General features: G+C 74.6%; 14 protein-coding genes. All 14 read left to right on the top strand.

Going from position 1 to position 14,822, the window contains the following annotated elements; translation table 11 throughout:
• Positions 1–50: 50 nt before the first annotated feature.
• The 14 genes from O7602_RS17585 (at position 51) to O7602_RS17520 (ending at position 14,790) form a co-directional block, all read left to right on the top strand.
• Positions 51–1,067: a quinone-dependent dihydroorotate dehydrogenase gene (locus tag O7602_RS17585; protein ID WP_281583724.1), complete on the top strand. Its 1,017-nt coding sequence runs from the start codon at positions 51–53 to the stop codon at positions 1,065–1,067.
• 32 nt (positions 1,068–1,099) lie between these two features.
• Positions 1,100–2,374, top strand: coding sequence for an adenosylmethionine--8-amino-7-oxononanoate transaminase (locus tag O7602_RS17580; protein WP_281583723.1), 1,275 nt, complete (start codon positions 1,100–1,102; stop codon positions 2,372–2,374).
• Between the two features lie 114 nt (positions 2,375–2,488).
• On the top strand, positions 2,489–3,325 hold the full coding sequence (gene pyrF, locus O7602_RS17575) for an orotidine-5'-phosphate decarboxylase (RefSeq protein ID WP_281583722.1): 837 nt from the start codon (positions 2,489–2,491) through the stop codon (positions 3,323–3,325).
• 177 nt (positions 3,326–3,502) lie between these two features.
• Positions 3,503–3,820 carry an integration host factor, actinobacterial type gene (mihF, locus tag O7602_RS17570; protein WP_013285515.1) on the top strand — a complete coding sequence of 106 codons (318 nt, stop codon included), beginning with the start codon at positions 3,503–3,505 and terminating at the stop codon, positions 3,818–3,820.
• A gap of 25 nt (positions 3,821–3,845) precedes the next feature.
• On the top strand, positions 3,846–4,379 hold the full coding sequence (locus tag O7602_RS17565) for a guanylate kinase (protein WP_281583721.1): 534 nt from the start codon (positions 3,846–3,848) through the stop codon (positions 4,377–4,379).
• A gap of 51 nt (positions 4,380–4,430) precedes the next feature.
• Positions 4,431–4,697, top strand: a complete 267-nt coding sequence (gene rpoZ, locus O7602_RS17560) for a DNA-directed RNA polymerase subunit omega (RefSeq protein ID WP_025617742.1) — start codon at positions 4,431–4,433, stop codon at positions 4,695–4,697.
• 14 nt (positions 4,698–4,711) lie between these two features.
• Positions 4,712–5,920, top strand: a complete 1,209-nt coding sequence (coaBC, locus tag O7602_RS17555; protein WP_281583720.1) for a bifunctional phosphopantothenoylcysteine decarboxylase/phosphopantothenate--cysteine ligase CoaBC — start codon at positions 4,712–4,714, stop codon at positions 5,918–5,920.
• Positions 5,921–6,017: 97 nt separating this feature from the next.
• Positions 6,018–7,208, top strand: coding sequence for a methionine adenosyltransferase (gene metK / locus O7602_RS17550; protein ID WP_281583719.1), 1,191 nt, complete (start codon positions 6,018–6,020; stop codon positions 7,206–7,208).
• Positions 7,205–9,187, top strand: coding sequence for a primosomal protein N' (locus tag O7602_RS17545; RefSeq protein ID WP_281590366.1), 1,983 nt, complete (start codon positions 7,205–7,207; stop codon positions 9,185–9,187). Before metK ends, O7602_RS17545 begins: the two co-directional genes overlap by 4 nt.
• A gap of 223 nt (positions 9,188–9,410) precedes the next feature.
• The gene (locus tag O7602_RS17540; protein WP_281583718.1) at positions 9,411–10,394 is read left to right on the top strand and encodes an AAA family ATPase; all 984 of its coding nucleotides are present in this window, start codon (positions 9,411–9,413) and stop codon (positions 10,392–10,394) included.
• An 87-nt stretch (positions 10,395–10,481) separates the two neighbouring features.
• Positions 10,482–11,756, top strand: coding sequence for a cytochrome P450 (locus tag O7602_RS17535; RefSeq protein WP_281583717.1), 1,275 nt, complete (start codon positions 10,482–10,484; stop codon positions 11,754–11,756).
• Positions 11,757–11,798: 42 nt separating this feature from the next.
• On the top strand, positions 11,799–12,359 hold the full coding sequence (gene def / locus O7602_RS17530) for a peptide deformylase (protein WP_281583716.1): 561 nt from the start codon (positions 11,799–11,801) through the stop codon (positions 12,357–12,359).
• A gap of 5 nt (positions 12,360–12,364) precedes the next feature.
• The gene (gene fmt, locus O7602_RS17525) at positions 12,365–13,291 is read left to right on the top strand and encodes a methionyl-tRNA formyltransferase (RefSeq protein WP_281583715.1); all 927 of its coding nucleotides are present in this window, start codon (positions 12,365–12,367) and stop codon (positions 13,289–13,291) included.
• A complete protein-coding gene (locus O7602_RS17520) occupies positions 13,288–14,790 on the top strand; it encodes a transcription antitermination factor NusB (protein WP_281583714.1) in 1,503 nt (500 codons plus the stop codon). Before fmt ends, O7602_RS17520 begins: the two co-directional genes overlap by 4 nt.
• The last annotated feature ends 32 nt before the right edge of the window (positions 14,791–14,822 follow it).

Below are 14,822 nucleotides of genomic sequence, written 5' to 3'. Positions count from 1 at the left end.
GATCTCCGCCGCCGCCGTCAACTTCATGATCACCGGACCGGGGGTGCGGGGTGATGTTTGAGAAGGTGGTGCGGCCCCGGCTCTTTGCCCTTGGGGGTGGGGATGCGGAAGTGGCGCACGAGTGGACGCTCGGGCGGCTTGCGGGGGTTTCTCGGCGGGGTGCGGCGTTGGCCGCGTTGCGGCGGGTCTATTTTCGGGCTTCGCCGCGCACCGTGTTCGGGGTGCGGTTCCCGAACCCGGTCGGGCTGGCGGCCGGGATGGACAAGAACGGGGTCGCGCTGCCCGCCTGGCCGGCGCTGGGCTTCGGCTTCGTCGAGGTCGGCACCGTGACCGCGCACGCCCAACCGGGCAACCCCCGGCCCCGGCTGTTCCGGCTGCCCGACAGCGAGGCCGTGATCAACCGGATGGGGTTCAACAACGCCGGCGCGCCGGCCCTGGCGGCCCGGCTGGCGGCGCTGCCGCGCCCGCTCGGCGTGCCGCTCGGCATCTCGCTCGGCAAGTCCAAGGTGACCCCGCTGGACGACGCCGTCGAGGACTACCTCGCCTCCTACCGGGCGCTTGCCGACCACGGCGACTACTTCGCGGTGAACGTGTCCTCACCGAACACCCCGGGCCTGCGGTCGCTTCAGGACCGCTCCCACCTGGACGCGCTGCTCGCCGCGCTGGTCGGCGAGAAGCCGGTGCTGGTGAAGATCGCCCCGGACCTCACCGAGGCCGCCGTCGCCGAGCTGCTGGAGGTCTGCCTCGACCGGGGCGCGGCCGGCGTCATCGCCACCAACACCACACTCGGCCGGGACGGGCTCGCCCCGGCCGACCGGGCGCGCGGCGCCGAAGCCGGTGGCCTGTCCGGCCGGCCGCTGACCGGGCGGGCCCGGGAACTGGTCGGGTTCGTGCACCGGGAGACCGGGGGACGGCTGCCGGTGATCGGCGTCGGCGGCATCCTCGACCCGGACGACGCGACCCGGATGTTCGACGCCGGCGCCGACCTGGTCCAGCTCTACACCGGATTCATCTACCGGGGCCCGGCCCTGGTCCGGTCAACCGTCCGGGCGGTCGCCGGACGCTGACCGGACCGGGCGCACCCCACGAAGGAGCAGCCGTGACGCCCGAGGAGATCCTCGCCGCCGACCGCCGGCACGTCTGGCACCCGTACGCGGCGCTGCCGCCGGCCAGCCCGCCGCTCGTGGTGCGCAGCGCCGAGGGCGTACGGCTGCGGCTGGCCGACGGGCGGGAGCTGGTCGACGGCATGTCGTCGTGGTGGGCGGCGATCCACGGCTACCGGCACCCGGTGCTCGACGCCGCGGTGACCGACCAGCTCGGCCGGATGAGCCACGTGATGTTCGGCGGGCTCACCCACGAGCCCGCGGTACGCCTGGCCGAGACGCTCGTCGAGCTGGCCCCGGACGGCCTGGAGCACGTCTTCCTGGCCGACTCCGGCTCGGTCAGCGTCGAGGTCGCGGTGAAGATGTGCCTCCAGTACCAGCGCGCCGTGGGGCGCCCGGGGCGCCGCCGGCTGGGCACCTGGCGGGGCGGCTACCACGGCGACACGTTCCACCCGATGAGCGTCTGCGACCCGGAGGGCGGCATGCACCACCTCTGGGGCGACGTGCTGCCCCGGCAGGTGTTCGCGCCGCTGCCGCCGGCCGGCTTCGACACCCCGCCGGACCCGGCGTACGAGGCGGCGCTCTCCGACGCCGTCGAGCGGCACGCCGACGAGCTGGCCGCGGTGATCGTGGAGCCGGTGGTGCAGGGCGCCGGCGGGATGCGGTTCCACCACCCGCACTACCTGCGGGTGCTGCGCGAGGTGACCCGGCGCCACGGCATCCTGCTGGTCTTCGACGAGATCGCCACCGGCTTCGGCCGGACCGGGCGGATGTTCGCCGCCGAGCACGCCGGCGTCACGCCGGACGTGCTCTGCGTCGGCAAGGCGCTCACCGGCGGCTACCTCACGCTGGCCGCGGCGCTCTGCACCCGGGAGGTGGCCGCCGCGATCTCCGCCGACGGGGTGCTGGCGCACGGGCCGACGTTCATGGGTAACCCGCTCGCCTGCGCGGTCGCCAACGCCTCCCTGAGCCTCCTGCGGGCCGGTGACTGGGCCGGCCGGGTGGCGGGGATCGCCGAGGGGCTGCGGGCCGGCCTGGCGCCGTTACGCGACGCCCCGGGGGTGGCCGACGTACGGGTGCTCGGCGCGATCGGTGTGGTGCAGCTCGACCACGAGGTGGATCTGCCTTCGGCCACCGCCGCCGCGGTGGCCGAGGGGGTGTGGCTGCGCCCGTTCCGGGATCTCGTCTACACCATGCCGCCGTACGTCTGCGACGACACCGACGTGGCCCGGATCGCGGCCGGCGTGGCCGCGGCGGTGAAGGCCGGCTGAGCCCCGACGGGGCGGTGAAGGCCGGCTGAGCCCGGCCGTGACGACCTGACGCGACGGGAGGCCCGTCGCGGTGACACGGAGGCGGTCGAGGCCGCCGGGAGAAGGAGAGACGTGATGGAGACGTTCGGCACCCGACTGCACCGGGCCATGGCGGAGCGCGGTCCGCTCTGCGTGGGCATCGACCCGCACCCGGGCCTGCTGGCCGATTGGGGGCTGCCCGACGACGTGGACGGGCTGGAGCGGTTCAGCCGCACCGTGGTGGAGGCGATCGGCGACCGGGTCGCCGTGGTCAAGCCGCAGTCGGCGTTCTTCGAGCGCTACGGCGCGCGCGGGGTCGGCGTGCTTGAGTCAACTATCCGACAGTTGCGAAATGCGGGCGCGCTCGTTCTCCTCGACGTCAAGCGCGGAGACATCGGATCGACCGTCCGCGCGTACGCCTCGGCGTACCTCGATCCATCCAACCCGCTGTATGTCGACGCGATCACCGCGAGCCCCTACCTGGGAGTAGGTTCCCTCGCGCCGATGATCGAGACGGCCGCCGCGCACGGCAGCGGGGTGTTCGTCCTGGCCCTCACCTCGAACCCCGAGGGCGCCGCCGTGCAGCGCGCGGTCGGGGCCGACGGGCGCACCGTCGCGCAGCATGTGATCGATGAGATTTCCCAGCTCAACCGGGGTGCGGAGCCGCTCGGCAGCTTCGGTCTGGTGGTCGGTGCGACGATCGGTGAGACCGGTCACGACTTCGCCGCGGTCAACGGTCCGCTGCTCGCCCCGGGGATGGGCGCGCAGGGCGGCACCCCGGCCGGACTACGCGCGGTCTTCGGCGCCGCGCTGCCGTCGGTGTTGCCGTCGTACTCCCGGGAGGTGTTGGGTGCGGGGCCCGAGCCGGCCGCCCTACGGGCCGCCACCGAGCGCGCGCAGGCCGAGTGTCGGACCGCCCTGAGCGCCGCCTGACTGACTGACGGCTCGGTCACTTTACGTTGATCATCGCGCGTCCACGTTGCCGAAAGCTCCGTTGACCGCTAGTTTTCCCCGCGCTGGGAACCACGGACCCCTTTGGTTGCCAGCGACACCACGTTTCACAGCTGCGGTGGGGCTCCGCCCGCCGTACTAGGGACCTGAGGAGAACTGGTGCCGCTCCCGTCACTGACCCCCGAGCAGCGCGCTGCCGCGCTGGAGAAGGCTGCGGAGATCCGCAAGGCCCGCGCTGAGCTGAAGGAGCAGCTCAAGCAGGGCAAGACCACCCTCGCCACCGTCCTTGAGCGGGCCGAGTCCGACGACGTCGTGGGCAAGCTGAAGGTTTCGGCAGTGCTCCAGGCGATGCCGGGCATCGGCAAGATCCGGGCCACCCAGATCATGGAGAAGCTCAAGATCGCGGACAGCCGTCGCCTGCGTGGCCTCGGCGAGCAGCAGCGCAAGGCGCTGCTCGGTGAGTTCGCCGCCAACTGAACGGACCACCGTGTAGAAACAAGCGGTGAGCACGGATGACGAGGCGCGCTCGGCGGCTCGGCTCACTGTCCTGTCCGGCCCTTCCGGGGCCGGGCGGGGCAGTGTCGTCGAGCTGGTCCGGGCGCGCCTTGCGTCGGTGTGGGTGCCGGTGGTCGCCACCACCCGCCCGCCCCGGCCCGGCGAGCGCGACGGCGTCGACCGGCTCTTCCTCGACCGGGCCGGCTTCGACCGGCTGGTCGACGCCGGCGAGCTGCTGGAGTGGTGCCGGATCGGGCCGTACCGCCGGGGGGTGCCCCGCGCCGACGTGCGGACCCGCCTCGCGCAGGGGCGGCCGGTGCTGCTGCCGCTGGACCTGGCCGGCGCGCTCGCCGTCGCGACCGCGGTGCCGCAGGCCCGGCTGGTGCTGCTCGCGCCGCCCGCGTACCGCGCCGACCCGGCCGTCGCGGCCGTCTTCGCACACGCCGTGGCCCACGACCGGACCGAGCGTGCGGCGGCCGAGCTGGTAGGATTGCTCGGTTCGTCATTCCTGGCCCCGGCCCGACCGCCCCCGGGCGGTTGAGCGGCCACCGACCGCCCCCGTGCGGCGCACGAGACGCAGAGGTCAAATTTCGTGGGATCCATCGCCACCAACCCCGAGGGCATCACCAATCCGCCGATCGACGAGCTGCTCGAGAAGACCACCTCGAAGTACGCGCTGGTGATCTTCGCTGCCAAGCGCGCCCGTCAGGTCAACGCCTACTACAGCCAGCTCGGTGAGGGCCTCCTGGAGTACGTCGGCCCGCTCGTGGAGACCACCCCGCAGGAGAAGCCGCTCTCCATCGCGATGCGCGAGATCAACTCCGGCCTGCTCACCGCCGAGCCGACCGACCAGCCGTAACCGCGCCCACGCCGATGCCCGCCGAGATCGTCCTCGGGGTCGGCGGCGGCATCGCCGCCTACAAGGCGTGTGAGCTGCTCCGGCTCCTCACCGAGTCGGGTCACCGCGTCCGGGTGGTGCCGACCGCGTCGGCGCTCCGCTTCGTCGGCGCGCCGACCTGGGCGGCGCTCTCCGGCCAGCCGGTCGCCGACGACGTCTGGTCCGACGTGCACGAGGTGCCGCACGTGCGCCTCGGGCAGCACGCCGACCTCGTCGTGGTCGCGCCCGCCACCGCCGACCTGCTCGCCAAGGCCGCCCACGGCCTCGCCGACGACCTGCTCACCAACACGCTGCTGACCGCGCGGTGCCCGGTGGTGCTCGCGCCGGCCATGCACACCGAGATGTGGGAGCACCCCGCGACCGTGGCCAACGTGGCCACGCTGCGGTCGCGGGGCGTCCGGGTGATCGAGCCGGCGGTCGGTCGGCTGACCGGGCGGGACACCGGCAAGGGTCGGCTGCCCGATCCGGCGGAGATCTTCGCGGTCGCCCGCCGGGCGCTGGCCCGGGGCGTGGACGCCCCGGCCGACCTGTCCGGCCGGCACGTGGTGGTCACCGCCGGCGGCACCCGCGAGCCCCTCGACCCGGTCCGCTATCTGGGCAACCGGTCCTCCGGCAAGCAGGGGTACGCGTTCGCCCGTGCCGCCGTGGCCCGGGGCGCCCGGGTGACGCTCGTCGCCGCCAACGTGGCGCTCGCCGACCCGGCCGGGGTGGACCTGGTCCGGGTGGGCACCACCGAGGAGTTGCGCACGGCGACGCTCACGGCCTCCGCCGACGCGGACGCCGTGGTGATGGCCGCCGCGCCGGCCGACTTCCGCCCGGCCACCTACGCGACCGGGAAGATCAAGAAGTCGGAGGACGGTGTCGCGCCGACCATCGAGCTGGTCACCAACCCCGACATCGCCGCCGAGCTGGGCCGGCGCCGTCGGCCCGGGCAGGTGCTCGTGGTGTTCGCCGCGGAGACCCACGACGCCGAGGCCAACGGCCGCGCCAAGCTGGCCCGCAAGCGCGCCGACCTGATCGTGGTCAACGAGGTCGGCGTCGACAAGGTCTTCGGCGCGGAGACCAACGCGGCCACCGTGATCGGCGCCGACGGAGCCGTCCACCGGCTCACCGAACAGCCCAAGGAGGCCCTGGCCGACGCCGTCTGGGACCTCGTGGCCGCTCGACTCGACCTACCGTCCTGAGAGTTGGTCGGCTGGCGTTCCCGCACTCACAGTGCGACGGGGACGACTAAACTGCCGCCGAGCGACCTTTAAAAGTCTTCACATGCTTAGGAGTGCCGTGACACGTCTGTTCACGTCCGAATCGGTCACGGAAGGCCACCCGGACAAGATCGCCGACCAGATCAGCGACGGCATTCTCGACGCGCTGCTCGAACAGGACCCGCACAGCCGGGTCGCGGTCGAGACGTTGATCACCACCGGCCAGGTGCACGTCGCCGGCGAGGTGACCACGAAGGCGTACGCCGACATCCCGACCATCGTGCGGGAGACCATCCTCGGGATCGGCTACGACTCGTCGAAGAAGGGCTTCGACGGCGCCTCCTGCGGGGTGAGCGTGTCCATCGGCGCGCAGTCGCCGGACATCGCCCAGGGCGTGGACAACGCGTTCGAGCTGCGTACCGGCGGCTCGGAGAGCGCGCTCGACGCGCAGGGCGCCGGCGACCAGGGCATGATGTTCGGCTTCGCCTGCTCCGAGACGCCCGAGCTGATGCCGTTGCCGATCGCGCTCGCGCACCGGCTGGCCCGCCGGCTGTCCCAGGTGCGCAAGGACGGCACGATCCCCTATCTGCGGCCGGACGGCAAGACCCAGGTGACCATCGAGTACGACGGGCTGCGGCCGGTGCGGCTGAACACGGTGGTGGTGTCCAGCCAGCACGCGGCGGACATCTCGCTGGAGTCGCTGCTCACGCCGGACGTGCGGGAGCACGTGATCGCGCCCGAGCTGGAGGGTCTCGGGCTGGACACCAACGGCTACCGGCTGCTGGTGAACCCGACCGGGCGGTTCGAGATCGGCGGCCCGATGGGTGACGCCGGGCTGACCGGCCGGAAGATCATCGTGGACACCTACGGCGGGTACGCCCGGCACGGTGGCGGCGCGTTCTCCGGCAAGGACCCGTCGAAGGTGGACCGGTCGGCCGCGTACGCGATGCGGTGGGTGGCCAAGAACGTGGTCGCCGCCGGGCTGGCCGAGCGGTGCGAGGCGCAGGTCGCGTACGCGATCGGCAAGGCGCACCCGGTGAGCCTGTTCGTCGAGACGTTCGGCACCGAGACGGTGCCGGTGGCCTCGATCGAGAAGGCTGTCGCCGAGGTGTTCGACCTGCGTCCGGCCGCCATCATCCGGGACCTGCACCTGCTGCGCCCGATCTACCGGCAGACCGCCGCGTACGGCCACTTCGGCCGGGAGCTGGCGGAGCTGACCTGGGAGGGCACCGACCGGGCCGCCGACCTCAAGTCGGCCGCGGGAGCCTGAGCGCCACCACGCGCCGCGACCGGCGACCCGCCGAGGGGTCGCCGGTCGCTCGCGTCTGCGTGGACGTGCCGCTGCCGCACCTCGACCGCCCGTTCGACTACCTGGTCCCCGAGACGCTCGACGCCGACGCGCGGCCCGGGGTCCGGGTGAAGGTCCGCTTCGCCGGTCAGCTCGTCGACGGGTGGTTGCTGGAGCGCGCCGCCGAGTCCGACCACCCGAAGCTGGCGTACCTGGAGAAGGTCGTCTCCCCGGTGCCGGTGCTCTCCCCGGAGGTGGCGCGGCTGGCCCGGGCGGTGGCCGACAGGTACGCCGGCAGCCTGGCCGACGTGCTCCGGCTGGCCGTGCCGCCGCGCCACGCCCGCGCCGAGAAGTCCGCCACCGCCGCCGACACGCCGGCCGAGGCCGCCGAACCGGTCGAGCCCGCCGTCGATCCGCGGGGCTGGCGGGACTATCCGGCCGGGCCGGCGCTGCTGCGCGCGCTCGCCGACGGCCGGGCGCCCCGTGCCGTCTGGTCCGCCCTGCCGGGGGAGGACTGGGCCGAGCGGTACGCCGACGCCGTGGCGGCGACCGTGGCCGGGGGCCGGGGCGCCGTGGTGGTGGTCGCCGACGGCCGGGACCTGGACCGCCTGGGCACCGCCCTGACCGCGGTGCTGGGCGCCGGCCGGCACGCCTGCCTCACCGCCGCCGCCGGCCCGTCCCGGCGGTACCGTGCCTTCCTGGCCGCCCGCCGGGGCGAGGTGCCGGTGGTGGTCGGCACCCGGGCGGCGATGTTCGCCCCGGTCGAGCGGCTCGGCCTGGTGGCGGTCTGGGACGACGGGGACGACCTGCACTCCGAGCCTCGGGCGCCCTACCCGCACGCCCGCGAGGTGTTGCTCACCCGGGCGCAGTTGGCCGGCGCGGCGGCCCTGGTCGGCGGGTTCGCCCGGACCGCCGAAGGGCAGCTGCTGGTGGAGACCGGGTGGGCCCGGGAGGTGGTCGCCGACCGGGCCACCGTGCGCGCGCGGATGCCGGCGATGGCGCCCACCGGCGACGATCCGCAGCTGGCCCGGGACCCCGGCGCGGCCTCCGCCCGGCTGCCCAGCCTGGCCTGGACCACGGCCCGGGACGCGCTTCGCGCCGACCTGCCGGTGCTGGTGCAGGTGCCCCGTCGCGGCTACCTGCCTTCGGTCGCGTGCGCCGACTGCCGTGCGCCGGCCCGCTGCCCGCACTGCGCCGGTCCGCTCGGCCTGCCGTCGGCGCAGGGCACACCCGCCTGCCGGTGGTGCGGTCGGGTCGCCGCCGCGTACGCCTGCCCGGAGTGCGGTGGACGGCGGCTGCGCGCCTCGGTCACCGGGGCCCGGCGGACCGCCGAGGAAATGGGTCGGGCGTTCCCGGGGGTGCCGGTGCGGACCTCCGGGCGGGAGGAGGTGCTGGCGACCGTGCCCGGCGGCGCCGGGCTGGTGATCGCCACACCGGGCGCCGAGCCGGTCGCCGAGGGCGGCTACGGCGCGGTGCTGCTGCTCGACTCGTGGGCGCTGTTGACCCGGGCCGACCTGCGGGCCGGCGAGGAGGCGCTGCGCCGGTGGCTGACCGCCGCCGCGCTGGCCCGGCCCGGCGCGGCCGGTGGCCGGGTGGTGGTGGTGGCCGACGGCGCGCTCGCCCCGGTGCAGGCGCTGCTGCGCTGGGACGCGGCCTGGTTCGCGGCGCGGGAGCTGGCCGAGCGCCGCGAGCTGGGTTTCCCGCCGGCGGTGCGGATGGCAAGCGTCACCGGCGCGGCCGAGGCGGTGGCCGACCTGCTGGCCGGCGCGGGGCTGCCGGACGACGCGGAGATCCTCGGGCCGGTGCCGGCCGATGACGGCCGGGAGCGGATGCTGGTCCGGGTGCCGCGGGCCCGGGCCGCCGACCTGGCCGGCGCGCTGCACGCCGCGGCCGGGCAGCGTAGCGCCCGCAAGGCGGCCGACCCGGTCCGGCTTCAGGTCGACCCGCTCAGCCTGTTCTGAGGGGTGCCGTCACCGAGCGCGTCCGGCTCCTCGCACACGGTCGTGAGCTGGGGTTTGGCGCACACCTGGTCCGGCAGTTGGACAGCGCGCGGTGATAGCATCGCCCGTCATGCCCAGTCGTGCGAATTTTCCGCACGGGACGCGGCGCGGCGGGTGCTCCGGGCACGTCGGGCCACACGGATTCGATGTCGTCAGTCAGCCGGTGAGCAGGGGTGGACCAGTCGTGACCGTTCGTCAGTCGATCGTCTTCAACGGTGATCTCGGCAGCGGCAAGAGCACCGTTTCCGTCGAGATCGCCAAGCGGCTGGGGCTGCGCCGGGTCAGCGTCGGCGACCTCTACCGCCAGATGGCGCAGGAGCGGCAGATGACCGCGCTCCAGCTCAACCTGCACGCCGAGCTGGACCAGGCCGTCGACGGCTACGTCGACCAGCTCCAGCGGGACATCGCCGCCTCCGGCGAGTCGCTGGTGATGGACTCCCGCCTGGCCTGGCACTTCTTCACCGACGCGCTCAAGGTGCACATGATCACCGAGCCGACCGAGGCGGCCCGGCGGGTGCTCGCCCGGCCGTCCGGCCCGGCCGAGAGCTACACCTCGCTTGAGGAGGCGCGGGCCAAGCTGCGCGAGCGCAGCGAGAGCGAGCGCAACCGCTTCATCGTCCGGTACGGCGTGGACAAGGCCCGGCTGCGCAACTACGACCTGATCTGCGACACCACCCGGGCCACCCCGGAGCAGGTGATCCAGCACGTCGTCGACGTCTACGAGGGCCGGCTCGGCGCCGGTGTGCTGCGCGCCGGCCAGCCGCTGCTGCTGCTCGACCCGACCCGGGTCTACCCCACCGAGGACGTGGCCACGTTGCGCGGTCTCTGGGACCTGGAGCACGCCGGCGAGGCGACCGCGACCGACGCCGAGGCGATGGAACCGCTGAGCATCGGCTACACCGGGGAATACTTCTTCGTGGTCGACGGGCACCGGCGGCTCAGCGCGGCGGTGCGCGGCGGCCTCCCGATGGTCGCCGCCCGGCTGGTCGCCGAGGTGGAGGAGCCGGTGGTCGGCGGGATGAGCGCGGCCGACTTCTTCGCCGCCCAGGCCCGGCCGACCCTGATCCACGACTGGGAGGACGCGCACGGCATCACGCTGCCGCTGCCCGAGCACGCCCTGCTCGGCGGCGGCGCGGTGCTGGCCGGGGAGGCCGGCGCAGGCGTCTGACCCGACCCCGCCCCCGGGCGTGGGGATCGACCGATCCGGCGGCGCGGGGGCATGATGGGGTTCTCCGACGCCCGGGGAGGCCCGACCGTGGATCCTGCCGACGCCCTCGCGCTGCTGCTGTCACCGGCGGGCCGGGTCGATCCCTACCCGACGTACGAGCGGTTGCGGGCGCATGGTCCGGTGGTCCAGGCCGGACCGGTCTTCTACGTGGTCACCGGGTACGCCGAGGCCGACGCGATCCTGCGCGATCCCCGCTTCGGCGTGATGGACGACGAGCTGCGCGAGAGGTTCCTGCCCGGTTGGCGGGAGAGCCCGGCGATGATGTCGATCTCCCGGTCGATGCTGCGCACCAACCCGCCCGACCACAGCCGGATGCGCCGGCTCGCCGCCGGCACGTTCACCCCACGCCGGATCGCCGCCATGCGCCAGGTGGTCGAGGCACAGGCCGGCGAACTTGTCGACGCGATGGTGGCCGGTGGCCGGGACGGGGCACCCGTCGACTTCATGGCCGGGTTCGCGTACCCGCTGCCGGTCGCGGTGATCTGCGCGCTGCTCGGCGTGCCGGCGGCGGACCGGCCGCTGTTCCGGCGCTGGGCCACCGACCTGACGAACGTGCTGGAGCCGGAGATCACGCCCGAGGAGCTGGCGGTGGCCGACCGGGGCGCGGGCGAGCTGCGCGCCTACTTCACCGAGCTGGTGGCGGCCCGCCGCCGGGCCCCCGCCGACGACCTGACCACCGCGCTGGTCCAGGCGAACGAGGGCGACGGCGATCGGCTCTCCGGTGACGAGCTGCTGGCCAACCTGATCGTGCTGCTGGTGGCCGGTTTCGAGACCACCACGAACCTGCTCGGCAACGGCCTGGTGGCGCTGCTCGACCATCCGGGCGCGGCGGCGACGCTGCGCGAGCATCCGGAGTTCGCACCCGCGTACGTCGACGAGCTGCTGCGCTACGACTCGCCGGTGCAGCTCACCTCGCGGATGAGCACCGCGCCGTCCCGGCACGGCGGGGTCGACCTGCCCACCGAGAGCTGGATCATGGTGTCGCTCGGCGCGGCGAACCGGGACCCGCGCCGCTATCCGGAGCCGGAGCGCTTCGACCCGTGGCGGCCACAGGTCCATCCGCTGTCCTTCGGCGCCGGGCCGCACTACTGCCTCGGCGCGGCGCTGGCCCGGTTGGAGGCGCAGGTGGCGTTCCCGCTGCTGCTGCGCCGGCTGCCCGGGTTGGCGGTGGCCGGCCGGCCCGAGCGGCGGGTCCGGCTCACCCTGCGCGGTTACGCTTCGCTGCCGGTCACGCCGGGGCGCGAGGCGGCCCCGGTCACCGTTGCCGGTACGCCGCCCGGGGCCCTCGGGCCGACTCCGTAGACTGGGGGCGCACCAGCCGTCCCAGACAAGGAGTCCCGCCGCGTGACCGTTCAGCCCATCCGTCTGTTCGGCGATCCGGTGCTGCGCACGCCGGCCGACCCGGTGGTCGACTTCGACGCCGAGCTGCGCAAGCTGGTCGCCGACCTGACCGACACGATGCGTGAGCAGGGCGGCGCCGGACTGGCCGCGCCGCAGCTCGGGGTGGGCCTTCGGGTGTTCACCTTCGACGTGGACGACATGCTCGGCCATCTGGTCAACCCGGTGCTGGAGTTCCCCGACGCCGAGGAGCAGGACGGCCCGGAGGGCTGCCTGTCCATCCCCGGCCTCTACTTCGACACCAAACGCCGGCAGAACGTGATCGCGAAGGGTTTCAGCGCCCACGGCGACCCGATGCAGATCGTCGGCACCGGCCTGATGGCCCGTTGCCTGCAACACGAGACCGACCACCTCGACGGGGTGCTCTTCGTCGACCGGCTCGACCCGGCCGGCCGCAAGGAGGCCATGAAGGCGATCCGCCAGGCCGAGTGGTACGACCAGGCCGACCCGCCCACGGTGAAGGTGAGCCCGCACGTTCTCCACAACCCGTTCGGCCTGGGGCGGTGACCCGGATGCGTCTGGTCTTCGCCGGCACGCCCGGGGTCGCCGTGCCGGCCCTGGACGCGATCGCCGCCTCCGGCCACGAGCTGCTCGCCGTGGTGACCCGTCCGGACGCCCCGGCCGGTCGCGGTCGGGGCCTGGTCCGCTCGCCGGTCGGCGCGTGGGCGGACAAGCGCGGTGTCGAGGTGCTCACCCCGGCCCGTCCGCGTGAGCCGGAGTTCCTCGACCGGTTGCGTGCGCTCGCGCCGGACTGCGTGCCCGTGGTCGCCTACGGCGCGCTGGTGCCGCCGGCGGCGCTGGAGATCCCCCGACACGGGTGGGTCAACCTGCACTTCTCGCTGCTGCCCGCGTGGCGGGGCGCCGCGCCGGTGCAGCACGCCGTGCTGCACGGCGACGAGCTGACCGGGGCCAGCGTCTTCCAGCTGGAGGCGGGGCTGGACACCGGTCCGGTCTTCGGCACCGTCACCGACGAGATCCGGCCCGCGGAAACCTCCGGCGACCTGCTGGAACGGCTCGCCCACTCCGGCGCCGGGCTGCTGGTCGCGGTGCTCGACGCGATCGGCGCCGGCACCGCCCGGGCCGAGCCGCAGCCGGCCGACGGGGTGTCCCTGGCGCCGAAGCTGACCGTGGAGGACGCACGGATCCGCTGGACCGACCCGGCGTTCGCGGTCGACCGGCGGGTGCGCGCGTGCACGCCGGCACCCGGCCCGTGGACCATGTTCCGCGACGACCGGGTCAAGCTCGGCCCGGTCATCCCGCTGGCGAACGGCCCCGAGTTGAAGCCGGGTGAGTTGCTGGTGGAGAAGTCCCAGGTGCTTGTGGGCACCGCCACCGGGCCGGTGCGGCTCGGCGAGGTGCGGGCGGCCGGCAAGAAGGCCATGTCGGCCGGCGACTGGGCGCGCGGCGCCCGGGTCGCCGCGGGCGAGGTTTTCTCATGACCGGGCCGGAGCGGTCCGTCGAGGGCGGGCGTCCCCGGGGGTACGAGCGCAGCGGCGGCGATCGTCCGCGTGGCACGGGCCGGCCCGGCGGGTCGGTCCGGGGTGGCGCCGACCGGCGGGGCGGGCAGCGTCCGGTCCGGCCGGCGGTGGACCTGCCCCGGCACGTCGCGTACGAGGCGCTCGCGGCGGTGCACCGCGACGACGCGTACGCCAACCTGGTGCTGCCGGCGATGCTGCGCGAGGCCGGGCTGAGCGGCCGGGACGCCGCGTTCGCCACCGAGTTGACCTACGGCACGCTGCGGCACACCGGCACGCTCGACGCGATCGTCACCGACGCGGCGGGCCGGGACGTGCAGCGGATCGACCCGCCGGTGCGTGACGCCCTGCGGCTCGGGGCCTACCAGTTGCTGCACACCCGGGTGCCCGCGCACGCCGCGGTGTCGTCCACCGTGGATCTGGTCCGGACGGTCGGGCCGGGCGCCACCGGGTTCGCCAACGCGGTGCTGCGGGAGATCGCCGGCCGGGACGCCGACGCCTGGGTGGCGAAGCTCGCCCCGGCCGAGGAGACCGACCCGATCGGGCACCTGGCGCTGGCGTACAGCCATCCGCAGTGGATCGTCAGGTCGTTCGCCGAGGCGCTCGGCGGCGACCTGGGGGAGACCACCAGGCTGTTGATCGAGGACAACGAGCGCCCGCCGGTGCACCTGTGCGCCCGGCCGGGCCGGGCCGACGCGGTGGCGCTCGCGGACGAGGTCGGCGGCGCGCCCGGCGCGTTCTCCCCGTACGCGGTCTACCTGTCCGGCGGCGCGCCGGGTGAGTTGGCGGCGGTGGCCGACGGGCGGGCGCACGTGCAGGACGAGGGATCCCAGTTGGTGGCGGACGCGCTCGTCGCCGCGCCACTCGACGGTCCGGACGGCCGGTGGTTGGATCTGTGCGCCGGTCCGGGCGGCAAGTCCGGGCTGCTCGGCGCGCTTGCGCCGACGCGCGACGCGCGGTTGACCGCGGTGGAGGTGGCCGAGCACCGGGCCCGGCTGGTCGACCAGGCCACCCGCGGCCTGCCGGTCACCGTGGTGCACGCCGACGGGCGTGACGTCGGCACCGAGCCGAAGCTGCCGGAGGGGCACTTCGACCGGGTGCTCGTCGACGCGCCGTGCACCGGCCTGGGCGCGCTGCGCCGCCGGCCGGAGGCGCGCTGGCGGCGTCAGCCGTCGGACCTGCCGCCGCTGACCCGGCTCCAGCGCGAGCTGCTCACCGCCGCGTTGCGCGCGGTCCGCCCGGGGGGCGTGGTCGCGTACGTGACCTGCTCGCCGCATGTGGTGGAGACGCACGTGACGGTGACCGAGGCGTCCCGGCGGTGTGGCTTCCCGGTCGACTTCGTCGACGCCCGGCCGCTGCTGCCGGCCGGCATGCCGGGCCTGGGTGACGGCCCGACGGTGCAGCTCTGGCCGCACCGCCACGGCACCGACGCGATGTTCCTGGCGGTCCTGCGCCGGGGGTGACCCCGCGAGCGGGTGCATCCCGCGTGGGGGAG

Origin of the sequence: Micromonospora sp. WMMD1128 (genome assembly GCF_027497235.1) — a bacterium.
GTDB lineage: Bacteria > Actinomycetota > Actinomycetes > Mycobacteriales > Micromonosporaceae > Micromonospora.
Note: the sequence above shows the minus strand (reverse complement) of the source record. Positions and strands in the feature narration are given on the sequence as shown.

What these genes read in the sequence shown, in the direction of transcription:
- pyrF (WP_281583722.1), top strand. Translation starts at nt 2,489, where the DNA reads ATGGAGACGTTCGGCACCCGACTGCACCGGGCCATGGCGGAGCGCGGT.
- coaBC (WP_281583720.1), top strand. Translation starts at nt 4,712, where the DNA reads ATGCCCGCCGAGATCGTCCTCGGGGTCGGCGGCGGCATCGCCGCCTAC.
- fmt (WP_281583715.1), top strand. Translation starts at nt 12,365, where the DNA reads ATGCGTCTGGTCTTCGCCGGCACGCCCGGGGTCGCCGTGCCGGCCCTG.
- O7602_RS17520 (WP_281583714.1), top strand. Translation starts at nt 13,288, where the DNA reads ATGACCGGGCCGGAGCGGTCCGTCGAGGGCGGGCGTCCCCGGGGGTAC.